Below are 23,812 nucleotides of genomic sequence, written 5' to 3'. Positions count from 1 at the left end.
GAACATGCCGCCAGGCACCCGGGATAGGCAATCCGTTGCCGTGACCGCGCACGGCCCATGGCCCGCGCATGCCAGGCAACGTCTGCAGGGATCGACCTGCGCGGCCGCCGTTGCCGGATCGCGCGGCGACGCCAGCCGCTGCGCCCTGTCCGGCAGCGGCTGCCGCGGTCAAGGCGTCAGGATCACCTTGCGGCAGTCCTGCTCCTTCTTGTCGAAGATGTCGTAGCCTTCGGCGGCCTGGGCCAGGCTCAGGCGATGGGAGATGATCTCGCTGGGCTTGAGCCGGCCTTCGCCGATGTGCTCGAGCAGTTCCGGCATGAAGCGCTGCACATGGGTCTGCCCCATCTTGAAGGTCAGCCCCTTGTCGAACGCGTCGCCGAACAGGAAGCCGTGGATGAAGCCGGCGTACACGCCCGGCACGCTGACCGTGCCGCCGCGGCGGGTGGCGGCGATGCACTGGCGCAGCGCGGTGCCGCTGCTGCCTTCCAGCTTCAGCGTGGCCATCACTGTCTCCACCGTGCTGCCCTTGGCCTCGAAGCCGACCGCGTCGATGCTGGCGTCCACGCCGCGGCCGTCGGTCTGGCCGACGATGATGTCGGCCGGATCGTCGATCTCCTCGAAGTTGAGCGGGATCACGCCGTAGGCGCGCTGCGCGAAGTCCAGCCGGTACGGATAGCGGTCGACCATGAAGATGCGTTCGGCGCCGAGCATGCGGCAGCACGCCGCGGTCATCAGCCCGACCGGGCCGGCGCCGAAGATCGCCACGGTGGCCCCCTGGCCGATGCCGGCGTTGAGCGCGGCCTGGTAGCCGGTGGGCAGGATGTCGGACAGGAACAGCACCTGCTCGTCGTGCAGCACGTCGGGGATCACCAGCGGGCCGACGTTGGCCTTGGGCACGCGCACGTATTCGGCCTGGCCGCCGGCGATGCCGCCGTACAGATGGCTGTAGCCGAACAGCGCGGCCGGCGGGCGGATGCCCTTCTGGTTCAGCGCCGCGCCCTTGCCGGTGTTGGTGGTTTCGCAGGCGGCGTATTCGGACAGCCGGCAGTGGAAGCATTCGCCGCAGGCGATCACGAACGGGATCACCACCCGGTCGCCTTTCTTCAGCCGCTGCACGCCCGTGCCGATCTCTTCGACCACGCCCATGAACTCGTGGCCGAGGATGTCGCCGTCGTGCAGGTCGGGGATCTTGCCGCGGTACAGATGCAGGTCCGAGCCGCAGATCGCGGTGGCGGTGACGCGCAGCACGATGTCGTCGGCGTCGACCAGTACCGGATCGGGCACGGTTTCCACACGGACATCGCGGGTGCCGTGATAGGTGAGCGCTTGCATGGGGGAGGCCTCTTGCGACGTGAGCCGCAGTGTGGGGTCAGCGGCTGTGCATCCGGGGTGACCATGCCGTGAACCCAGCGTCGCGGCGCATGCCGGCGCTCATCGCGGCGACACCGGCGCATTGGCGCGCATCCTCGCCAGCGCAGCGCGCGCATAGGCCGCATCGGCCGGGTCGGCGCGCTGCAGCAGTTCCCGCGCCAGCGCGTCGAACTGCGGCCAGAACTCGGCCGGATCGCGCAGATGCGCGATCCACTCCGGCAGCATCGCCGCCAGGTGGTTCAGTTCGGCCTGGGTCTGCGGGCGCGTGTTCATGCGCGCGGGCGCGGCTGCCGCCAGTGCACGCGGTGCACGCCGCCGTCGTCGACCAGGGCGACGCTCGCCCCGTCCTGCGCCTGTCCGTCGACGCTCAGCTGGGCCGGCATGGCGGCGTCGACCTGGCTCACCTCGATGTGATAGACGCTCTCGTAGTAGCGGTACTGCAGCTGGCAGCCGTCCCAGTCGGCGGGCAGGCACGGCCGCAACTGCAGGGTGTCGCCCTCGCGGTGCAGGCCGAGCAGCGATTCGACCAGCAGCCGGTACATCCAGCCGGCCGAGCCGGTGTACCAGGTCCAGCCGCCGCGCCCGACGTGCGGGGCCACGCCGTACACGTCGGCGGCCAGCACGTAGGGCTCGACCTTGTAGCGTTCGCTGGCCGCCGCATCCAGGCTGTGCCGGATCGGATTGATCATGCGTGCCAGTTCCCACGCGCGCTCGCCGTCGCCGAGCTGGGCGAAGGCCATCGCCGCCCACACCGCCGCGTGGGTGTACTGGCCGCCGTTCTCGCGCACGCCGGGCACGTAGCCGCGGATATAGCCCGGGTCCTTGTCGGTGCGGTCGAACGGCGGGTCCAGCAGCTGGATCAGGCCGGCCTCGCGCTTGACCAGGTGCCGGTCCAGCGACGCCATCGCCTGGCGCGCGCGCGCCGGCGCGGCGGCGCCGGACAGCACCGACCAGCTCTGCGAGATCGAGTCGATGCGGCACTCGTCGCTGTGCGCCGAGCCCAGCGCGGTGCCGTCGTCGAACCAGGCGCGCCGGTACCAGTCGCCGTCCCAGGCATGCGCATCGAGGTTGCCGCGCAGGGTCCGCGCCGCGGCGTCGCATTCGTCGGCGAACGCGGCGTCGTCGCGGCCGCGCGCGACCGCGGCGAACTGCTGCAGCACGTGGTACAGGAAGAAGCCCAGCCACACGCTCTCGCCCTTGCCGCCCTCGCCCACCCGGTTCATGCCATCGTTCCAGTCGCCGGTGCCGATCAGCGGCAGGCCGCGTTCGCCGAGCAGCGCCATGCCGCGGCGCAGCGCCTGCACGCAGTGCGCGTAGAACGGCGCGCGTTCATGCGAGATGACCGGCAGGTCGTAGTACGACTCCTCGTCGCTGCCGACGCTGCGGCCCTCGATGTAGCGCACGCCCTCGTCGAGCACGCCGTGGTCGCCGGTGACCTGCAGGTAGCGGCACGCCGCCAGCGGCAGCCACAGGTAGTCGTCGGAGCAGCGCGTGCGCACGCCGCGGTCCTGCGGCGGATGCCACCAGTGCAGCACGTCGCCTTGCGGGAACTGGTGCGCGGCGCTGAGCAGCAGGTGCTCGCGCGCCAGCGCCGGGGTGGCGTGCACCAGCGCCATCAGGTCCTGCAACTGGTCGCGGAAGCCGAACGCGCCGCCGGACTGGTAGTAGCCGCTGCGCGCCAGGTAACGGCAGGCCAGGGTCTGGTACGGCAGCCAGCCGTTGACCAGCAGGTCCACGCTGGGATCGGGCGTGTTCACCTGCAGTCCGCCGAGCAGCTGGCGCCAATGCGTGCGCACCGCGTCCAGCGCGTCGTGCGCGGCGTCGCGTCCGCGCACCCGCCGCGCCAGTTCCACGGCGGCGTCGTGGTCCTGGCCGGCGCCGAGGCGGAACACGGTCTGGCACGAGGCGCCGGCGGCCAGCGCCAGCGGCACCTGGATCGCCGCGCACGGATCCAGCCCCGCGCCCAGCCGGCCGGACAGGCGCTCGCGGCGCAAGGCCTGCGGATCGGCCATGTCGCCATTGCGGCCGAGGAACTCGGTGCGGTCGCCGCTGCAGCTGCGCACGCTGGCGTCGGCGTCGAAGAACGCGGTGCGCCCGGCGAACTCGGTGTTGTAGGGATTACGCGCCAGCAGCGCGCCGCCGGCGCCGTCCTGCTCGGTGACCACGTGCATCTGCGATTTCATCCGCAGGTCGCCCAGCACCCACTCCACGTAGCCGGTGGCCGACAGCCGCCGCGGGCGCCCGGACAGGTTGCGCAGCTTGAGCACCGAGTACTTCACCGCATCGTGCAGCGCCACGTACACCCACAGTTCGCTGGCGATGCCGTCCTGCACGTGCGCGTAGACGCTGTAGCCGAAGCCGTGGCGGGTGTGGTACTCGCCTTCGCCGCGGCACGGCAGCGGCTGCGGCGACCAGACCCGGCCGCTGTCCTCGTCGCGCAGGTAGAACGCTTCGCCGCAGGTGTCGGCGACCGGGTCGTTGTGCCACGGCGACAGGCGGAACTCGTGCGCGTTCTCGAACCAGGTGTAGCCGGCGGCGCTTTCGCTGAGCACCGTGCCCAGCTGGGCGTTGGCCAGCACGTTCGACCACGGCGCCGGCGTCGGCGCGCCTTCGCGCAGCGTGATCTGGTATTCGCGCCCGTCGGCGGCGAACGCGCCGGTGCCGTTGTCGAACAGCGTTTGCGCGTGCGCGGCCTCGAACGGCCACGGCGCGCTGTCCTCGTCGCCATCGCCGTCGGCGACCGGCGCCGGTCCGCTCGCCGACGCGTCCTCGGCCAGCGCGTCGGCCGGCAGCGGCACCAGCTCGGGCATGCCGCGCGCCGGCGGCAGGTGCCGGCCGATCTGCGCGGACAGGGTGCCGCGCTGGTCGCTGACGATCACCCGCGCGACCACCTGCAGCAGGATCCGGTCCTCCTGCGAGATGTTCTGCACCGGACGCACGAAGATGCCGCCCGGGCGTTCGAGCATGCTGGCGTCCGGATCGGCCGAGATCATGCCCAGGATCTGCTCCTGCAGCTGCTGCCGGTAGCCGCTCTGGCTTTCGTTCCAGATCACCAGGTCCGCATGCAGGCCCTTGAGCCGCCAGTACGCGTGCGCCTGCACCATCTGCCGCACCAGCTCGATGTTGTCGGCGTCGCCGATCTGCAGCAGCGCGATCGGCAGGTCGCCGGAGATCGCATGCCCCCACAGGCCGGACTGGCCGCGACGGTTGCGCAGCTGCAGCTCGCTGTCGGCGCGCAGCGACGGATGCACGTACACCATCAGCCCGGCCAGGCGCTCGTACAGCTGCGCATCGGCCTGCGAGGCGTTGATCTGCCGGCGCACCACCTGGCTGTGGGTCCAGGCCAGGTCGAACACGCGGTCGGCCAGGCGCCGGTCGCGGTACTTGTCGATCAGCGCCGCGCACGCGGCGCGGTCGCCGCCGACGCCGTAGACCATGTCGATCATCGCGGTCTGTTCCGGCGCCAGCACGATGCGGCAACGGATCGCGACCACCGGGTCGAGCACCGAGCCGGCGGTGTCCGACAGCGCCGCGGCGCCGGTCAACGCGCGCGGGGTGCGCGCGCTGTTGCCGCGGCCCAGGAAGCGCGCGCGGTCGGTCTCGTAGGAGATCGCGCCGATGTCGGCGTCGTGCACCGCGACCAGGTGGAACATCCACGGCGGCACTTCGTCGTGCGCGCGCGGCCGCCGCGTGCACAGCAACGCCTGCTTGTCGCGCTCGATCTCGGTCTGCACGAACAGGTTGCTGAAGGCCGGGTGCAGCTCGTCGGAGATCGCCGGCGCCAGCACCACTTCGGCATAGGTGGTGATCTCGATGGTGCGCGAATGCCGCGAACGGTTGCTGATCCGCAGCCGGCGCAGTTCGATGTCGTCCTCGGCCGAGATCGCCACTTCCATGTGCGTGTCGTAGCCGCGCTTGCGGCCGCGGAACTCGGCCTTGGCGTCGGAGAAGATCGCTTCGTAGTGGTCCACCGCCACCGCGGTGGGCTGGTACGCCGCCGACCAGTAGTCGCCGCTGTCCACGTCGCGCAGATAGCAGAAGCTGCCCCAGTTGTCGCGGGTGCCGTCCTCGCGCCAGCGGGTGATCGCCATGTCGCGCAGCCGGCTGTAGCCGCCGCCGGCGCTGGTCAGCAGGCCGTGGTAGCGGCCGTTGGACAGCAGTTGCACCGCCGGCCGCGGCGCGCCCGGTTCGCGGAACACCCGCAGCTGGGTTTCGCCTTCGCGCTCGGCCTGGCTGCTGCGCAGCGCCGCGCCCTCGGCCTCGTGCGGATGGAACACGCCGGCGCGCGGGATGCGCTCCTGCAGCAGCAGCAGCGTGGCCTGGAATTCGGCGTCGGCGGCGAAGCGCTTCTGCATCGGCTGGTCGCGCAGCAGATGGTCCAGCGCCAGCAGGCCCATGCCCTGGTGGTGGGCCATGAACGAGCGGATCAGCGCGTGGTCCTGGCCCGGCGGCACGCGCCCGGCGGTGTAGTCGATGGCCTCGTGCAGGCCGAAACGCCCGCCGAACCCTTCGTCGGTCAGCCGTTGCAGGTTGGCACAGGCCGCTTCCGGCGCCACCATCAGCGCCATCATGCTGGCGTACGGGGCGATCACCAGGTCCTGGTCCAGGCCGCGCTTGAGGCCCAGGCCGGGCACGCCGAACGCGCGGTACTGGTAGTTCATCCGCGCATCGACCGCGTTGTAGCCGGACTCGGACACGCCCCACGGCACCCCGTGCCGCGCGCCGTGCGCGATCTGCGCGTTGACCGCGTGCAGCATGGTCTGGTCGAGCAGCGTGTCGGCATAGCTGGGCATCACCAGCTGCGGCATCAGGTACTCGAACATCGAGCCGCTCCACGACAGCAGCGTGGCCTCGCCGTCGACCTCGGTGAGCAGCCGCCCCAGCGCGAACCAGCTCTCCTGCGGCAGCTGGCCCTGGGCGATGGCGACGAAGCTGCACAGCCGCGCCTCCGACGCCAGCAGGTCGTAATAGCCCTGGTCCAGGCGCCGCTCGTCGACGTTGTAGCCGATCGCCAGCAGCCGCCGGGCCGGGTCGTAGAGGAAGCCGTATTCCATCAGCGACAGCTGCCCGGCGACATGCGCCAGCCGCTCGAGCTGGTGGATCCGCGCCCGCGCGCGCGTGGCCGCGTCGGCGTCGGGGTTGCCGGCGGCCAGTTCGCGCAGTGTCGGCACGCGCCCGGCGTCGGCGTCGGGGTCCGCCGCGGCGGCGCCGGCGCGACTGGCGATCCACGGCGCGAAGCTGCGCAGTTCGTCCAGCGCCGCGGTGCACGCGTCGAGCAGCAGGTGCGGGCGGTACGGCGCCGGGCCCTGCGCCGGGGTTTCCAGCGTGGGCGAGGACGGCGGCCACAGGCCGGCGATCGTCGTCGCCTGCGCGGCCAGCGCGCTCAGCGCCGACCACGCCTGCGCCAGCGTCGCCGGCTGCGCGCGCAGCGCCTCCAGGTCGGCGGCGAAGCTGTCCAGCATCGCGTCCAGCGCGGTGTGTTCACGCGCCGGCGCGCCGCAGTCTTCGCGCAGCACGCCCAAGGTATCGGCCAGGCCGTCGAACGTGGCCGGCGACAGGACCGGCGCGTCGCACAGCGCCAGCAGCCCCTGGCGCAGGGTCAGCAGGTGTCCGGCGAGGTTGCCGCTGTCCACCGTCGACAGATAGGCCGGCGGCAGCGGCTGCAGGGTCTCGGTGTCGTACCAGTTGTAGAAGTGGCCGCGGTGCCGCGGCAGCGTCTCCATCGTCGCCAGGGTGCGCCGGGTGCGCTCGATCACGCCCTCCACCTGCAGGTAGCCCAGGTCGTAGGCGGCCAGGTTGCCGAGCAGCGCCAGGCCGATGTTGGTCGGCGAGGTACGCCGCGCCACCACCAGCTGCGGATGCTCCTGCACGTTGTCCGGCGGCAGCCAGTGATCCTCCTCGCGCAGGTGCACTTCGAAGAACGCCCAGGTGCGCCGCGCCAGCCGCCCCAGGAACGCGCGCTGCGGCAGCGACAGCTGCGAGCGGCGCGGCGCGCCGGCATGCCCCATCCATGCCATCAGCGCCGGCGAGGCCAGCCACAGCGCCAGCACCGGCGCGGCCACCCACAAGGCCGAGGGCTGCCGCCACGCCAGCAGCGCCAGCGTGGCCACCGCGAACAGCGCGGCCGGCGCCATGTGCCCCAGTTCGGCGGCGCCGCCGCGGCCGAGCGCACGCTCGACCTCGCTGGACGCGTGCCATTGCAGCAGCCTGCGCCGGCTGAGCGCCATGCGCCACAGCGTGCGCGCGATCGCCAGCGCGCTGTAGCCGGCCTCGTACGGCAGGCATGCCAGCGAAACCGCCGCGCGCTGCAGCTGCGCCCCGAGCGCCCTGCCCAATGCGCTCAGGTGCAGGCGCCAGCCCATGTCCAGCGGCTTGGCGACTAGGTTGTGCAGGGCCGGCACCAGCACCGGCAGCACGAACAGGCCCAGCAGCCACGCGGTCCATGCCGCCGGCCGCGGCAGCCAGGCCCAGCCCAGCACCAGCAGCGCGGTGCCGGCGATCGGCACCAGGCTGCGGCGCAGGTTGTCCAGCAGCTTGCCGCGCGATAGCACCGACAGGGTGTTGCGCCGGTAGCCGCCCTGCGGCCCCGGCACCCACGGCAACAGCCACGGCAGCAGCTGCCAGTCGCCGCGGATCCAGCGCGTGCGGCGCTTGACGTCCACCGCGTAGCGCGAGGGGTAATCCTCGAACAGGCGCACGTCGCTGACCAGCCCGGCGCGCGCGTAGCAGCCTTCCAGCAGGTCGTGGCTGAGGATGCGGTTGTCGGGGAAACGGCCCGCGAGCGTGTGCTCGAAGGCGTCCACGTCGTAGATGCCCTTGCCGACGAAGGAGCCTTCGCCGAACAGGTCCTGGTAGACGTCCGACACCGTGCGCGTGTACGGATCGATGCCCGGCTCGCTGCCGAACAGGCGCGCATAGCGGGTGACGCGGTGCCCGCTCATGCTGCTGCCGACGCTCGGCTGCAGGATGCCGTAGCCGCGGGTGACGCGGCCCTGCCGCGGGTCGATGCGCGCGGCGTTGAGCGGATGCGCCAGCGTGGCGACGAACTCGCGCGCCGCGTCGCGCGGCAGCCGCGTGTCCGCGTCCAGGGTGATCACGTAGCGCACCTGCGCCAGCGCCTGGACCGCGCCGATCACCTCGCTGAAATCGGCCTCGACCGCGCCGCCGCGCAGCAGCCGGTTCAGCGCCGCCAGCTTGCCGCGCTTGCGCTCGTAGCCGATCCACGCGCGCTCGCCGGCATTCCACAGCCGCGGGCGGTGCAGCAGGAAGAAACGGTCGCCGCTCTCCGGCGCATAGCGCTGGTTGAGGCGCACGATGTGGTGCGCGGCATGGTCCAGCAGCGCCGCATCGGTGGGCAGCGTCGCCTGCGCGGCGTCCAGGAAATCGGTCAGCAGCGCGAAATGCAGCTGCGGGTCGCGGTTGGCCAGAAAGCGCACCTCCAGCGACTCCACCAGTTCGTCCACGGTGGCGGTATCGCTGAGCATGCTCGGCACCACCACCAGCGTGCGCGAGGCCGCCGGCAGGCCCTTGCTGAAGTCCATCCGCGGCAGCGTGCGCGGCGGCACCAGCATCGTCGCCGCCCAGTTGACCAGGGCGATGCCGAGCTCGCTGAACACCACTGCGCCGAGCAGCGCGGTGCTCGCCCACAGCCACCACGGCGCGGCCTGCGGCAGGCCCTGCAGCTGGCGCAGCAGCATCCCGCTGCCGATCGCGGCGATCGCCGCGATCGGCGCCAGGTACGCCGCCAGCGGCAGCGTGCGCACCGCCACCCGCGGCTTGCGCCGCGCCTGCGGCAGCGTGGCGATCGCCGCCTGCAACTCGGGCAGGCCGTCGTCGACCAGGTAGTAGCCGACGTGGCGGCCATCGTCGCCGGCCGCGGCCTGCGCCAGCCGCACCGCGCACTCGGCCACCGCCGACTCCGCCGCGCCGCTGCGCCGCGCCAGCAGTTCGACGCTGTGCCGGTAGCTGTCGCGGGTATGGAAATCCATCTGCGCGTAGGTGCCGTGCGGGTCCTGGCGCAGGTGCCGTTCGACCACGCTCAGCTCTTCGACGAAGTCGCGCCAGTCCATCGTGGCCAGGAAGCGCAGGCTGGCGATGCTGTTGCTGATCGACACCTGGTCGGCGGCCTGCTGCTGGCTTTCGGCGTGCACCAGTTCATCGACGCGGTGGCCGCTGTCGGCCAGCCACTGCTCGACCCAGGTCACCGGCATCGCCAGCACGCCGCCGCGGCCGTGCAGCCCGCGCACCAGTTCGGCGACGAAGGCGCCGGACAGCGGCGGCTGCGAGCGCGCCATGTCCGCCACCACCAGCACCACGCTCTTGGGATCCTGCGCGGCGGTGGTGTTGAGCCGGTCGGCCCAGTCGCTGGCCAGGCGATGGTCGATGCCGTCGCGCATCACCCGCGCCGCGACCCGCCGCAGGTTCTCCAGCAGGCCCAGGCGCAGCATGATCGGGATCGCCCACAGCTCGCCGAGCTTGAGCGGCGTCACCGTCTGGTAGGCGGCGACGAAGCGGCTGGTGGTGTCGGCGTCGATGCGGCCGTCGCCGTGGGCGATGGCGTCCATCGACAGCGCATACACGCGCGGCAGCCCGATCGACGGCCCCTGCGCCAGCGCCGGCAGCTGCCGGCTGTAGCCGGTGGGCAAATGGCGGCGCGCGGTATGGATCTGCTCTTCGACCAGGTAGAAGTTGTCCAGCAGCCACTCCCCGGCCGGGGTGATGCGCACGTCGTCGCGGACCATGCCCGCCAGCATCGCCAGCGCGTCGCGCAGCATGTCCTCGTTCTGCTTCAGCCGCGCCAGCAACGCTTCCGGACTGCGTCCGCTGCGCACGCGGTGCACGCGCGCCAGCGCCTGGCCGTGCAGCGCCATCTGTTCGGCATTGAGCAGCTGCGCACGCAGCGGTTCTTCGGCATGCAGCCGTTGGCGGCGGTGGCGCAGCAAGCTCGTGCGCAGGCCGAGCAGGCTGCGCCGATAAGGAAGCAGCCGTCGGCGCAGCGCGCGCCAGTGGGAAGTCATCGGGAATCCAGGGCAGGCCACAGAGCCCGCAGGGCGTCAGGCATAGCAGCCGGCGGCGCCGCTAAGCGTGAACACGGCAGCCGGTTCGAGCCCCGCGACGGGCCGGGTGTCGGCGCGCGACCGGCACGCACCCGCCCTGCGGTTGACGCTGCGGCCGGCGCCGGCAAAAGCCTGCCCGTTCAGCATGCGCATGGCGCAGTGGCGCCAGGCCGCTCGCGCAGTCGCCGTGACGGCGGAATTGCGCAAACCCGATGCGAGAAACGCTGGCCGAAGCCAGCCGCAAGATGCTGCATGCACCAGCCACCGGCGAACGGCGCAGTGCGCTGGCAAGGCGCAGGTGCCGGCGACGGGATGAGCGGAAGTGCCGCGCGCCCTCGCCCGCCGGTTCAGATCCGCGTGGTGGCCAGGAAGCGCTCGCGGTCCTGCTGGGTGCGGCGGCGGATCTCGGCCAGCGCCTGGTTCTCGGTGGCCTCCAGCATCGATTCGAACAGGCGCTGGAAATGGTTGCGCATCGCGTTGCGCGCCTTGGCCGGGTCGCGGGTCCTGAGCGCCTGCAGGATCGCGGCGTGCTCGTCGGTACGCGCGTGGTCGTCCTGGTGGCAGACATGGGCGTAGACCTGGCGCACCCGCGGCAGTTCGTTGCGCATGCGCCAGATCAGGTGGATGCAGTACTCCACCACCGGGTTGCCGGACATGCGCGCGATCGCCAGGTGGAAACGGCGGTCGTATTCGCCGGCCATTTCTTCGGTCGCGGTGGGGTCGGACATCGCGGTGACCAGCGCCTGCAGTTCGTCGATGTCCGCATCGGTCAGGCGGCCGGCGGCCAGCGCCGCCGCCTCGGCCTCGATCACCGTGCGCGCGGCGGTCAGGTCGAAGGCGCTGACGTCTGGCAGCGCGCCCTGCGCATCGATCGGCCGCGGCCGCACGTACACGCCCGACCCGGTCTTGATCGCGATCCAGCCCTGCGCCTCCAGCGCGATCTCGGCCTCGCGGATGGTCACCCGGCTCACGCCGAAGCGCTCGGCCAGGTCGCGTTCGCCCGGCAGGCGCGAACCGGTCGGGAACTCGCCCGATTCGATCAGCGACAGGATCTTGGCGGCGATGGACTGGTAGAGGCGGTTTTCGGACATTCGAGCAGGACCCGTCTGGTGTGTTCCGCATCAGCCCTGGGGCGCCTGGCCCGGGTCTGATCCGGCTCGAAAAACGGCGCGGTCCGGGGGCCGCGCCGCTGCGTTTCAGAACTTGTATCGTACACCCAAATACGCACGCCGCCCGTAGGTCACGTACTCGCGGAAGTTGCCGTAGATGGGCTGGTAGGCCACGCGCGGCTCGTTGGTCAGGTTCATCAGCTCCAGCGAGAACGACAGGTTCTTGGTGACCCGGTAGCGGGCGCGGAAATCCACGCTGGTGTTGTCGCCGTAGTAGCGGTTCTGCTGCGCGGTGTTGCCGGTGAAGTCCTGGTAGTACTTGGAGCGGAACTTGCCGATGGCCTGCATGTCGAAGCGGCCCAGCTCCCAGTACAGCGAGCCGGACAGCACGTGGCGCGAGAAGCCGCTCAGCCCGGCCGGATCGACGATGGCCGGGATCACCGCGCCGGTGGAGTCGACCTGCTCGCCCAGGCGCGGGTCCTGGGTTTCGTAGTCGGTGTCGGCGTAGTTGTAGCTGAGCTTGAAGCCGAGCCCGTCCAGCGGCTTGGGCAGGTAGGAGAAGCGGTGCGCGGCGCTGAGCTCGAAGCCGGTCAGCGTGCTGTTCTCGTCGGTGGTCACCTGGCGCGGCACCGGCACGGTGACGCTCTGGCCGTCGACGACGAAGGTCTCGTCGAACAGCGCGGTCTCGGTGCCGCCGTTGAACTGCTTCCAGTACAGCGCGCCGGCCAGCAGCGTGTCCTCGTTCGGATACCACTCCAGCGACACGTCGCCGTTCCACGACATCAGCGGCTTGGTCTGCGGGTTGCCGGTGGCGGTGATGCCGGCCAGGGCCTCTTCCAGGCTGGTGAAGTTCTCGGTGCCGGTGAGGTTCACGTTGCGGCCCGAGCCCAGCGCGGAGATGTCCGGACGCGACATCGCGCGGTAGGCGCCCAGGCGCAGCAGCAGGTCATCGCGCAGCTCGAAGGCGGCGTTGACGCTGGGCAGCAGCTTGTCGTTGCTGGCCTTGCTGACCAGGGTCTGGTAGGTGCCGGTGGGCTGCAGGCGGATGGTGCCGGCGCCGTTGTCGACCAGGTCCAGGTCGGCGCGCACGCCCTGCGAACGCACGTCGGTCTTGACCCAGCGTACGCCCATGTTGCCGGACACCGGCAGGCCCCACAGCTCGCTGCGGAAGTCGGCCATCAGGAACAGCGCCCTGGTCTTCTCCACCACGTCGACGTTGTTCGGATCCATGTAGTTCGGGTCCACGCCGGTGTCGCTGCTGCCGCGGAACGCCTCGTACAGGCAGCCCGGATCGAAGTAGGCCCAGCTGGAGATGGTGTTGCCGCTGGCCGCGTCGAGGAAGTCGTCCTGCGGGAACGGCGCGCGGCAGGCCTGGTTGGCGGCGATGATCTGCGCGCGCCCGGCGCCGGTGGCGTTGATGTCGGTGGTGATGGTGTTGTCGAAGTAGGTGTAGTCGGCCTGGCTGGCGCGCAGGCCGAACTTGACCTTGGTCAGGAAGCCGTCCTCGGGCAGGTAGCTGACGTCGAAGCGTCCGGCGCGGATGCTGTGCTCGTTCTCCTCCTCCTCGGAGGTGACGCGCGCCGCGCCGGTGTAGGCGTCCCAGTCGTTGACGTCGAACGCCGGGTTGAGCGCGATGCTCGGCACGTCGCCGCGGTCGGCCCAGTCGTAGTTGACGTAGCCGGTGGTGCCGCTGCTGATGCCCGGCACCACGGCGTTGTTCACGTCGCGCGCGTTGGCGCGCAGGCGGGTCATGCGCTGGGTGTCCTGGCGCAGGGTGTGCGAGTACGACAGGTCGGTGGAGATCTCCCAGGCCACGCTGGGGCGCAGGATGATGTTCACCCCGCCACCGGTGTATTCCTCGTTGCGGTCGTACAGCGTGGAGGTGGAGTCGATCGAGGTGTTGCCGGAGTAGCTGCGCAGCACGCCATTGTCGTCGACCTGCCGGTTGACGATGCCGCGGCGGGTGTTGGACAGGCTCAGGTCCGAGCGCGTCTCGTGCCAGTTGCGGTCGGTGTGTTCGTAGTCGACGTTGACCTCGAGCAGGTCGTTGGGCTTCCACTGCACCGCGGCGAACTCGGACTGGCGGTCGTTGCGCTCCTGCTTGAGCCGGTAGATGCGGCTGCTCGGCACCAGGTAGTACGGCGCGCCGTTGGCGACGGCGTCGGCGTCCACTTCGGCGCAGTTGGCGTTGGTCACGTTCTGGGTGCCGTCGCAGGCGTACCAGGTCGAGCCGCTGGTCATGCTCTCTTCCGGGTCGGTGCCGTCCAGCGCCTGCAGGCCGATCGACACGCCGAGCTTGCCGCCGCTGGCCAGTTCGAACTGGTCCACGTAGCTGGCCGTGCCGCGCCAGCCGATGCCGTCCTTGTCGCGGTACTTGCTGTCGTACTCGGCCCAGCTGCCGCGGCCGTCGAGCTGGATCGCCTGCTTGCCGTAGTCCAGCGGCTTGACCGTCTCCAGGCCGATGGTGCCGGCCACGCCGCCCTCGATCAGGTCCGCGCGCTGGGTCTTGTAGATCGCCACGGTGTTGATCAACTCGGCCGGGAACATGTTGAAGTTCACCGAGCGGTCGCCGCTGCCGTTGGTGATCTCGCGGCCGTTGAAGTTGGTGCTGCTCAGGAACGCGCCCAGGCCGCGGATCGAGATTTCCGATGCGCCGGTCTTGTCGCGAGTGGACGCCGCGCCGGTCAGGGTCTCGATGGCGTCGGCCAGCGACGGTGCCGGCAGGTCGCCGATGTCTTCGGCCGACAGCACGTCCGACACCACCGTGTCGTCGCGCTTCTTGTTGATCGAGGACTGGATCGAACCGCGGATGCCGGTGACCTGGACCTGGTCCAGGGTGGTGGCGCCGGCGGCCGGCGCTGCGGCCTGGCCGGCGTCCGGGGCCTGCGCCGCCGGCGCGGCCTGTTGCGCCAGCGCGGTGCCGCTGCCCAGCGAAGCGACGATGGCGCAGGCCAGGACGCTGCGCAGCGCCAGGGGGCGCGCGCGACTGGCGGACATGACCGGATTGGGGTGCCGCATGAGTTCTCTCCTCCCGAGTAAATGCCGTAGGGCTACGGACCTGGGGGCGCAGCCTTAACCCACTTTCGACCAATGTCAACAAATTGGTAGAAATATCCGCATAGGCCAATTGGTAAGTGCGATTGCCCTCTATTTTATGTGCGGATGCAGCATGAATTCCGCGCCAAGTACGCAGTCCAGATAATCGAAATTTGGTATGCAAATCTGGTTGACGAGTGTTCGACCTCTGCTACCATCCGGCCACCAGCGGCGCCATCCGGGCGCTCCTAGGGAGGGAACATGTCATCGAACGCTACACGCGCAGGCCTTGCGCTGCTGTTCGTCGCCATCGCGACATCTCACGCCGACGCCGCTGAAATCCTGGTCGCCAGCCCCGCCGAATACGCCGCCGCCACCACTGCCCTGCAGCCCGGGGACAAGGTGGTGCTGGCCGATGGCGAATGGCGCGACTTCCAGATCGTGTTCACCGGCACCGGCACCGCCGCACAGCCGATCACCCTGACCGCGCAGACCCCGGGCAAGGTGTTCGTCACCGGCCAGTCCAATCTGCGCATGGCCGGCGAGTACCTGGTGGTCTCCAACCTGGTGTTCCGCGACGGCTACAGTCCGACCGGCGAAGTGCTGGCGTTCCGGACCTCGAGCAAGGCGCGCGCGCGCCACAGCCGCATCACCGGGGTGGTGGTCGACCGCTTTAACCAGCCCGACCGCAGCCGCTCGGACAACTGGGTGGCGATGTACGACACCGACAACCGCTTCGACCACAACCAGCTGGTCGGCAAGAACAACGCCGGCCCGACGATGGTGGTGGTGCGCGACGCCGTGCAGGGCCTGGACAACCGCCACCGCATCGACCACAACTGGTTCGGGCCGCGTCCGAACCTGGGCGCCAACGGCGGCGAGACGCTGCGCATCGGCACCAGCAACGACGCCACGTCCGATTCCAACTCGCTGGTGGAGAACAACTGGTTCGAAGGCTGCGACGGCGAGGTGGAGGTGGTGTCCAACAAGTCCGGCGGCAACACCTACCGCGGCAACGTGTTCAAGCAGTCGCGCGGGGCGCTGGTGCTGCGCCACGGCGACGGCAACCTGGTCGAGAACAACGTGTTCTTCGGCGACGGCAAGAGCGACACCGGCGGCATCCGCGTGATCAACCGCAAACAGACGGTGCGCAACAACTACCTGGAAGGCCTGACCGGCGACGGTTATTCGTCGGCGCTGAGCATCATGTACGGCGTGCCCAATTCGCCGGCCAACCGCTACGTGCAGGTGGACCAGGCGCTGATCGAGCGCAACACCTTCGTCGACAGCAAGCAGCTGTTCTTCGGCGCCGGCAAGGACGACGAGCGCACCGCCGCGCCGATCAACAGCGACTTCGCCGAGAACCTGATCGTCGGCGCGCGCGACCCGGTGCGCGTGCTCGGCGACCTGTCCGGCATCGCCTTCAGCGGCAACGTGCAGAGCCCGTCGGCCTCGCCGCTGCTGCCCGGCGGCGTCGCCGGGCGCACGGTGACGATGACCCGCGCGGCCACCGGCCTGCTGGTCGCCAGCAACGCCGCCGGGGTGGGCGCCGATCCGGCGCTGAGCTACGTGCCGCGCAGCGAGGTCGGGGTGAGCTGGTACCCGAAGGAAGCGCCGCAGGCCGCGCTGGACAGCGGCCGCCGCCAGCGCGTGCTGCCCGGCGACGACACCCTGACCCAGGCCGTGGCCGGCGCCGCCGCCGGCGACCGCCTGCAGCTGGCCTCCGGCCACTACCTGGTCAACCAGGTGCTGGCGCTGGACCGCCCGCTCACCGTCGAGGGCCCGGCGCGCGGCCAGGCGCAGATCGCGTTCTCGCGCTCGACCCTGTTCCAGATCGACGCCGGCGGCGCGCTGAAGCTGTCGCGGCTGCAGATCGACGGCAGCGCGGCGCCGGACGAGGTCGGCAACGCGGTGATCCGCACCGCGGCCGGCTCCCACGCGGCCAACTACGAACTGGTCGTGGAGGACAGCCGCATCCACGGCCTCACCGTCAACCGCGGCTTCGACGTGATCGCGCTCGGCAAGGGCACCCTGGCCGAGCGCATCGCGCTGCGCCGGCTGCAGGTCGAGGACGTGTCCGGCGCGGTGCTGGCCGCGCGCGCCGAGACCGACGACCGCGGCACCTACAACGCCGAGCGCGTGGAGATCGCCGACTCGCAGTTCCGCCGCATCGGCGGCCCGGCGGTGGACCTGTACCGCGGCGGCCGCGACGAGAGCACCTTCGGCCCGGTGCTGACGGTCAGCGGCACGCGCCTGGAGCGCGTCGGCGGCGCCGCGGTGCCGTCGCTGCGCCTGCACGGCGTGCAGCGCGCGTTCCTGCACGACAACCAGTTCGTCGACAGCGGTCCGGTCAGCGCCAGGCGCACCACCGGCACCCCGCAGTTGATCGCCACCCGCAACCAGTTCGTCGGCACGCCGGCGCTGCAATCCGATTACGCCGCGGAGCCGGTTCTATGAAACGTCGCAACCGTCTGATGCTGCTGGTGCTGATCGGCGCCGGCAGTACCCTTCCCTGCAGCCTGAGTTTCGCCGCCACCGATGCGCCCCAGGGCGCCGCGGCCGCGGCCGGCGAAACCGCGCCGGTGCTGGTGACCGCCGCGCAATGGCGGCAGATGGCGGCCGACGGCAAGCGTTATCCGCTGTTCGCGCGCGAACAGGAACGCGCGGTGGCCAGCGTGCGCGCGGCGATGCGCGCCGGCATCGACGTGCCGGTGCCGAAGGATCCGGGCGGCGGCGCCAGCCACGAGCAGCACAAGCGCAACTACCAGGCGATCCAGGCCGCCGGCGCGCTGTACCGGCTCACCGGCGAGCGCGCCTACGCCGACTACGCGCGCGACCTGCTGCTGGCCTACGCCAAGCTGTACCCGACGCTGGGCGCGCATCCGGCCGGACGCGGCCAGGTGCCGGGCCGGCTGTTCTGGCAGTCGCTCAACGATTCGGTGTGGCTGGTCTACGCCGCGCAGGGCTACGACGCGATCCGCGACAGCCTGAGCCCCACCGAGCGCCAGACCATCGACGAGCAGGTGTTCCGGCGCATGGCGCGGTTCCTGTGCGACGAGAGCCCGGACAACTTCGACAAGATCCACAACCACGCCACCTGGGCGGTGGCCGCGGTCGGCATGACCGGCTACGTGCTGCGCGACCAGACGTTGGTCGACAAGGCGCTGCGCGGCAGCAAGCAGGACGACAGCGCCGGCTTCCTCAAGCAGATCGACCAGTTGTTCTCGCCCGACGGCTACTACGCCGAAGGCCCCTATTACCAGCGCTACGCGCTGGCGCCGTTCGTGCTGTTCGCCAATGCGATCGAGCGCAACCAGCCGCAGCAGAAGATCTTCCAGCGCCGCGACGGGGTGCTGCTGAAGGCGGTGGACACGCTGGTGCAGAGCAGCTATGCCGGCTACTTCTTCCCGATCAACGACGCGATCCTGGACAAGGGCCTGGATACCGAGGAACTGGTCGCCGGCCTCGGCATCGCCTACGCGCAGAGCCACGACGCGCGGCTGCTGTCGATCGCCCAGCGCCAGCAGCGCGTGCTGCTGACCCCCGAAGGCCTGGGCATCGCCACCGCGCTGGCGCAGGACAAGGCCAGGCCGTTCGCGTTCCGCTCGGCGCTGTTGCGCGACGGCGCCGACGGCGACCACGGCGCGCTGGCGATCCTGCGCGACGGCGGCGAGGACGGCCAGACCCTGGTGATGAAGAACACCTCCCAGGGCATGGGCCACGGCCATTTCGACAAGCTGAACTGGCTGTTCTACGACAACGGCCAGCGCGTGGTCACCGACTACGGCGCGGCGCGCTTCCTCAACGTGGAGGCCAAGTCCGGCGGCATCTACCTGCCCGAGAACAACAGCTGGGCCAAGACCACGGTGGCGCACAACACGCTGGTGGTGGACGAGCGCAGCCACTTCGACGGCGACTGGCGCGTGGGCGAGAAGTACGCGCCGACGCCGCTGCTGTTCGCGCACGACGACGCCACCCAGATCGTCTCCGCGCGCATGGACCACGCCTACGAAGGCGTGGCTTTCACCCGCACCCAGGCGCTGCTGAAGCACCCGGACCTGGCGCTGCCGATCGTGATCGACCTGGTGCGCGTGGACGGCGCCAGGCCGGCGCGCTACGACCTGCCGCTGCACTTCAACGGCCACATCATGCAGGTCGGCTTCAAGGCGCAGCGCGAACTGGCGCAGCGCCCGGTGCTGGGCAAGGCCAACGGCTACCAGCACCTGTGGGTGGACGCGACCAGCGACGCATCGACGGCGCCGCGCAGCCTGAGCTGGCTGCTGGACGGGCGCTTCTACAGCTACCGCTTCGGCAGCAGCGCGCCGTCGCGCGCGATCCTGGCCGAGAGCGGCGCCAACGACCCGGACTTCAACCTGCGCCGCGAGCCGCTGCTGCTGCAGCGCGTGGACGGTGCGGCCGACGTCACCTTCTTCGGCGTGCTGGAACCGCACGGCGAGTACAACGGCACCGCCGAATACGTGCACGGCGCCGACAGCCGCATCCGCGCGATCGAGCGCGTGCGCGGCGACGACGCCGAGCTGATCGTGCTGACCCTGGCCACGGGCAGGACCCTGGCGCTGGCGGTGGCCGACGATGCCGCCGACGGCCGCGAGCACAGCGTGCAGGCGCACGGACAACGCTATGCCTGGCGCGGCGGCTATGCGCGCTTCGACCGCGCCGCAGGTGGCAAATGAGCGCCGCGCCCTCCCCCGCCGGCGCCACGCCCTCGCGCAAGCGCAGCGCGGTGCGCTGGATGATCGTGAGCCTGATCGCGGTGGCCACGGTCATCAACTACATCGACCGCAACGCGCTGGCGGTGATGTGGCCGGCGATCTCGCAGGACATCGGCGCGACCAAGGAGGACTACGCGCTGCTGGTGACGATCTTCATGCTGTTCTACGCGGCCGGCCAGTTCGTGTTCGGGCGCCTGTTCGACATCATCGGCACGCGCATGGGCTTTGCGCTGTCGATCGCGGTGTGGTCGATCTCCATCGCCCTGCACGCGGTGACCCATTCGATCCTGTCCTTCAGCGTGGTGCGGGCGATGCTCGGCATCAGCGAGGCCGGCGCCTGGCCGGGCGCGGTCAAGGCCAACGCCGAGTGGTTCCCGGCGCGCGAGCGCGCGCTGGCGCAAGGCATCTTCAACGCCGGCGCCTCGATCGGCGCGATCGTGTCGGCGCCGCTGATCGCGCTGCTGTTCCTGTGGCTGGGCTGGAAGGGCACCTTCGTGCTGGTCGGCGCGCTGGGCTTCCTGTGGCTGCTGCCGTGGCTGGTGATCTACCGCGCCGGCCCGGACAAGCATCCGTGGGTGGACGCCGCCGAGCGCGCGCTGATCCTCGACGCTCCGGCCGACGGCACCGCCTCGGCCAAGCCGGCCTACCTGCCGAGCCTGCGCCAGATCATGTCGCACCGGCAGAGCTGGGGCATCGTGCTGGCGCGCTTCTTCATCGATCCGATCTGGTGGCTGTTCGTCTCCTGGCTGCCGATCTACCTGGCCGAGACCTTCCATTTCGACATCAAGCAGATCGGCGCGTTCGCCTGGGTGCCGTTCGTCGGCGCGATGCTCGGCAGCCTGTCCGGCGGCTGGCTGTCCGGGCGGCTGATCGCCTCGGGCTGGAGCGTGGACCGCGCGCGCAAATGGACCATCACCCTGGGCGGGGTGATCATGGCGCCGGCGCTGCTCGGCGCGGTGCTCGCCGCCGATCCCACCGTCGCGGTGCTGACCATCGCCGCGGTGCTGTTCGGCTTCCAGATCGCCATCGGCAACATCCAGACCCTGCCCGGCGACCTGTTCGACGGCAAGTCGGTCGGCTCGCTGGCCGGCATCGGCGGCATGGCCGCGGTGGCCGGCACGCTGATCACCACCTGGCTGGTGCCGGTGATGACCGCGCGCTCCTACGCACCGATGTTCATCCTCGTCGCCGCGCTGGTGCCGGCGTCGCTGGCCGCGGTGTGGCTGGTCACCGGCCGCATCGAGAAACTCGACGATCCCGCCGCGCGCGGCTGATCGCCTTCCCTTTCCCCCGCAACGCAAAGGACTCACGACTCATGCAATTCAAAGACAAGGTGGCCATCGTCACCGGTGGCGGCCGCGACATCGGCCGTTCGGTTTCGCTGAAGCTGGCCGCCGCCGGCGCCAAGGTGTGCATCAACTACGCCAACGACGCCGCCAGCGCCGACGAGACGCTGCGCCAGATCCAGGCCGCCGGCGGCCAGGCCATCGTGCACCGCGCCGACGCCGCCGACGCGCAGGCCGTCGCCGGCCTGGTCGCGGCGACCCAGCAGGCGTTCGGCCCGCGCATCGACATCCTGGTCAACGTCGCCGGCGGCATGGTCGCGCGCAAGCCGCTGGCCGACATCGACGAGGCCTTCTTCCACCAGGTGATGGACCTCAACCTGAAGTCGGTGTACCTGACCACGCAGGCGGTGGCCCCGCACATGGCCGAGGGCGGCGCGATCGTCAACTTCGCCTCGCTGGCCGGGCGCGACGGCGGCGGTCCCGGCGCGGCGATCTACGCCACCGCCAAGGCCGCGGTGATGACCTTCTCGCGCGCGATGGCCAAGGAACTGGGCCCGCGCGGCATCCGCGTCAACGCGCTGTGCTGCGGCATGATCGCCACCCGCTTCCACGACGACTTCACCAAGCCGGAAGTGCGCGCCTTCGTCGCCAACGCCACCCCGCTGCGCCGCGAAGGCCGTGCCGAGGAAGCGGCCGATGCCGCGGTGTACCTGGCCTCCGATGCGGCCAGCTTCATCAACGGCGCCAACCTCGACGTCAACGGCGGCGTGTATTTTTCCTGACCCCAGCGCGTAGGAGCACTTCATGTTCGGTAGCAGCCTGCCGCGCGCAAGCCGGCCACGCACGGATCGGCCCGCCGGCACGCGGCCATCGAACCGCGCACCGATGGATATGCCCGGGACGGGCACGCTGCGGCGATGGATCGCCGCAACCGCGCTGGCATGGATACTGGCCACCCCGGCGCTGGCGCAACCGGCGCAGCACTGGGTGCCGGCCTGGACCGCGTCGCCGGCGCCGGACCGGCTCGACGGCACCCCCGAGGCGCCGCTGCAGTTCGCCGACCAGACCGTGCGCCAGGACATGCGCCTGGGCATCGCCGCGCAGGCGCTGCGCTTTCGCATCAGCAACGAACTGGGCGCGCAGCCGCTGAAGATCGGCGCGGCGTCGGCGCGCATCGCCGGCAACGGCCGGCCGGCGCTACCGGTGCTGTTCGACGGCCGCGCCGAGATCGTCCTGCCGCCCGGCGCGGTGCTGCTCAGCGACCCGGTGGCGCTGCGCGCGCCGGCCTTCGCCGACGTGGCGCTGAGCCTGTACTTCCCCGAGCCGGCCCGCCCGGCGGTGCGGCGCACGCCGCTGCGCGTGGCCGCCGGCAAGGCCGAGGTGGACGACAAGGTCGCGCTGAGCTATCGGCAGAACGTGGTGTCGGCGGTCTACGCGCAGACTCCGCAACAGCCCACCGTGGTGGTGGCGCTGGGCGATTCGATCACCGAGGGCGCCACCGCCACCCGCGGCAGCCACGGCGACTGGCCGGCACTGCTGGCGCGGCGCCTGGACCAGGCCTGCCCCGGCCGCGTGGTGGTGCTCAACGCCGGCATCAGCGGCAACAAGCTGCTCGACCATGGCCGCAGCCCCAGCGCGATCTCGCGCCTGGACCGCGACGTACTGTCGCTGCCCGGCGTCACCCACGTGGTGCTGTTCGAGGGCATCAACGACATCCGCTACAACGGCGCGCCCAACTTCGTGCCCGGGCGCAACGCCGAGGACATGCGGCTGGGCTACCGGCAGATCGTCGCGCGGCTGAGCCAGCACGGCATCCGCACCATCGGCGCGACGCTGACCCCGTTCGGCGGTTCCGAGCGCTACGAGCCGGTGTCCGCGGCCACGCGCCAGGCGGTGAACCGCTTCGTCCGCGACGGCAAGGCGTTCGCCGGGGTGATCGACTTCGACGCGATCCTGCGCATGCCGGACAACGCCGAATCGCTGCCGGCCGCCATCACCCGCGACCACCTGCACCCCAACGACGAAGGCTATGCGCGCATGGCCAACGCCATCGACCTGTCGCTGTTCGGCTGCACGGCCCGATGAGCGCGGCGGCCGATCCCGCGTTCGCCGCCCTGCCCGCCCCGCGCCGCTGGGACTGCGCGGCGCTGGGCGAGGTGATGCTGCGTCTGGACCCGGGCGAGGACCGCATCCGCGCCGCGCGCCAGTTCCGCGTGTGGGAAGGCGGCGGCGAATACAACGTCGCGCGCGGCCTGCGCAAGACCTTCGGCCGCCCCACCGTGGCGCTGACCGCGCTGCCGCGCAACGAACTGGGCCTGCTCGCCGAGGACCTGATCCTGCAAGGCGGCTGCGACACCCGGCACCTGGTGTGGCGCGACCACGACGGCATCGGCCGCAACACGCGCATGGGCCTGAACTTCACCGAGCGCGGGTTCGGCGTGCGCGCCGCGCTGGGCGTGTCCGACCGCGCCTACTCGGCCGCCGCGCAGTTGCGCCCGGAGGAATTCGACTGGGCGGCGGTGTTCGGCGACCGCGGCGCGCGCTGGCTGCACACCGGCGGCATCTTCGCCGCGCTGTCCGAAACCACCGCGCAGACCGCGATCGCCGCGGTGCAGGCCGCGCGCCGCCACGGCGCGATGGTGTCCTACGACCTCAACTACCGCGCCAGCCTGTGGAACAGCCATCCCGATCCGGATGCGGCACGCCACGTCAACCAGCGCATCGTCGCCGAATGCGACCTGCTGGTCGGCGACGAGTATTCCTTCGCCGGCTGCCTGGGCCTGGACATGAGCGGTGTCGGCCAACGCAGCACGCCGATGGACCCGGCGCCCGCCGAGGCCGCCGCGCGGCTGGCGCTGCAGCGCTATCCGCAGCTGCAGGCGGTGGCGTTCCCGCTGCGCGATGCGCATTCGGCCTCGCGCAACCACTGGGCCGGCGTGCTGCACACGCGCCAGGCCAGCTACCGCTCGGTCGCGCGCGACCTGGACATCCTCGATCGCGTCGGCGGCGGCGACGCGTTCGTTTCCGGGCTGATCCACGGCCTGCTATGCGGCGCCGGGCCGCAGGCGGCGGTCGACTACGCCGCCGCGCACGGCGCGCTGGCGATGACCACGCCCGGCGACAACGCGATGGTCGCGCAGTCCGAAGTCGAAGCGCTGATGCGCGGCGAAGGCGCGGCGGCGCGGCGCTGACCGCCGGCGCCGTGCAGGCGGATCGGCGCC

General features: G+C 71.1%; 11 protein-coding genes. 6 read left to right on the top strand and 5 right to left on the bottom strand.

Annotation, left to right across the window (positions count from 1 at the left end):
• Positions 1-168: 168 nt before the first annotated feature.
• The 5 genes from JR065_RS03530 to JR065_RS03510 form a co-directional block, all read right to left on the bottom strand.
• Positions 169-1,332, bottom strand: a complete 1,164-nt coding sequence (locus JR065_RS03530; protein WP_206232159.1) for a zinc-dependent alcohol dehydrogenase — start codon at positions 1,330-1,332, stop codon at positions 169-171.
• Between the two features lie 99 nt (positions 1,333-1,431).
• Positions 1,432-1,644 carry a hypothetical protein gene (locus JR065_RS03525; RefSeq protein ID WP_241093347.1) on the bottom strand — a complete coding sequence of 71 codons (213 nt, stop codon included), beginning with the start codon at positions 1,642-1,644 and terminating at the stop codon, positions 1,432-1,434.
• Entirely contained in the window at positions 1,641-10,388 is an 8,748-nt protein-coding gene (locus JR065_RS03520; RefSeq protein ID WP_206232157.1) for a GH36-type glycosyl hydrolase domain-containing protein, read from the bottom strand. The genes JR065_RS03525 and JR065_RS03520 overlap by 4 nt, the downstream gene beginning before the upstream one ends.
• A 386-nt stretch (positions 10,389-10,774) precedes the next feature.
• Positions 10,775-11,518 carry a FadR/GntR family transcriptional regulator gene (locus JR065_RS03515; RefSeq protein WP_206232155.1) on the bottom strand — a complete coding sequence of 248 codons (744 nt, stop codon included), beginning with the start codon at positions 11,516-11,518 and terminating at the stop codon, positions 10,775-10,777.
• A 105-nt stretch (positions 11,519-11,623) separates the two neighbouring features.
• A complete protein-coding gene (locus JR065_RS03510; protein ID WP_429001834.1) occupies positions 11,624-14,554 on the bottom strand; it encodes a TonB-dependent receptor in 2,931 nt (976 codons plus the stop codon).
• A gap of 279 nt (positions 14,555-14,833) precedes the next feature.
• Here JR065_RS03510 and JR065_RS03505 point away from each other — a divergent pair, with 279 nt between their 5' ends.
• The 6 genes from JR065_RS03505 to JR065_RS03480 all read left to right on the top strand — a co-directional run bounded on the left by JR065_RS03505 (position 14,834) and on the right by JR065_RS03480 (position 23,782).
• Positions 14,834-17,029: a polysaccharide lyase 6 family protein gene (locus JR065_RS03505; protein ID WP_206232151.1), complete on the top strand. Its 2,196-nt coding sequence runs from the start codon at positions 14,834-14,836 to the stop codon at positions 17,027-17,029.
• A gap of 17 nt (positions 17,030-17,046) precedes the next feature.
• Positions 17,047-19,266, top strand: coding sequence for an oligoalginate lyase (locus JR065_RS03500; RefSeq protein WP_206232219.1), 2,220 nt, complete (start codon positions 17,047-17,049; stop codon positions 19,264-19,266).
• Entirely contained in the window at positions 19,263-20,579 is a 1,317-nt protein-coding gene (locus JR065_RS03495; protein ID WP_206232149.1) for an MFS transporter, read from the top strand. Before JR065_RS03500 ends, JR065_RS03495 begins: the two co-directional genes overlap by 4 nt.
• A gap of 41 nt (positions 20,580-20,620) precedes the next feature.
• Positions 20,621-21,373 carry an SDR family NAD(P)-dependent oxidoreductase gene (locus JR065_RS03490; RefSeq protein WP_206232147.1) on the top strand — a complete coding sequence of 251 codons (753 nt, stop codon included), beginning with the start codon at positions 20,621-20,623 and terminating at the stop codon, positions 21,371-21,373.
• Positions 21,374-21,500: 127 nt separating this feature from the next.
• A complete protein-coding gene (locus tag JR065_RS03485; RefSeq protein WP_429001835.1) occupies positions 21,501-22,676 on the top strand; it encodes an SGNH/GDSL hydrolase family protein in 1,176 nt (391 codons plus the stop codon).
• Complete coding sequence (locus JR065_RS03480; protein ID WP_206232145.1) at positions 22,673-23,782, top strand: sugar kinase; 1,110 nt, start codon at positions 22,673-22,675, stop codon at positions 23,780-23,782. The genes JR065_RS03485 and JR065_RS03480 overlap by 4 nt, the downstream gene beginning before the upstream one ends.
• The last annotated feature ends 30 nt before the right edge of the window (positions 23,783-23,812 follow it).

Origin of the sequence: Xanthomonas sp. (assembly GCF_017163755.1) — a bacterium.
Classification (GTDB): Bacteria; Pseudomonadota; Gammaproteobacteria; order Xanthomonadales; family Xanthomonadaceae; genus Xanthomonas_A.
This window is presented reverse-complemented; position numbering and strand designations above follow the sequence as displayed.

Coding starts and splice junctions, on each gene's coding strand:
- JR065_RS03495 (WP_206232149.1), top strand. CDS start 19,263: ATGAGCGCCGCGCCCTCCCCCGCCGGCGCCACGCCCTCGCGCAAGCGC.
- JR065_RS03515 (WP_206232155.1), bottom strand. CDS start 11,518: ATGTCCGAAAACCGCCTCTACCAGTCCATCGCCGCCAAGATCCTGTCG.
- JR065_RS03500 (WP_206232219.1), top strand. CDS start 17,047: ATGCTGCTGGTGCTGATCGGCGCCGGCAGTACCCTTCCCTGCAGCCTG.
- JR065_RS03510 (WP_429001834.1), bottom strand. CDS start 14,554: ATGCGGCACCCCAATCCGGTCATGTCCGCCAGTCGCGCGCGCCCCCTG.
- JR065_RS03505 (WP_206232151.1), top strand. CDS start 14,834: ATGTCATCGAACGCTACACGCGCAGGCCTTGCGCTGCTGTTCGTCGCC.
- JR065_RS03520 (WP_206232157.1), bottom strand. CDS start 10,388: ATGACTTCCCACTGGCGCGCGCTGCGCCGACGGCTGCTTCCTTATCGG.
- JR065_RS03480 (WP_206232145.1), top strand. CDS start 22,673: ATGAGCGCGGCGGCCGATCCCGCGTTCGCCGCCCTGCCCGCCCCGCGC.
- JR065_RS03525 (WP_241093347.1), bottom strand. CDS start 1,644: ATGAACACGCGCCCGCAGACCCAGGCCGAACTGAACCACCTGGCGGCG.
- JR065_RS03490 (WP_206232147.1), top strand. CDS start 20,621: ATGCAATTCAAAGACAAGGTGGCCATCGTCACCGGTGGCGGCCGCGAC.
- JR065_RS03530 (WP_206232159.1), bottom strand. CDS start 1,332: ATGCAAGCGCTCACCTATCACGGCACCCGCGATGTCCGTGTGGAAACC.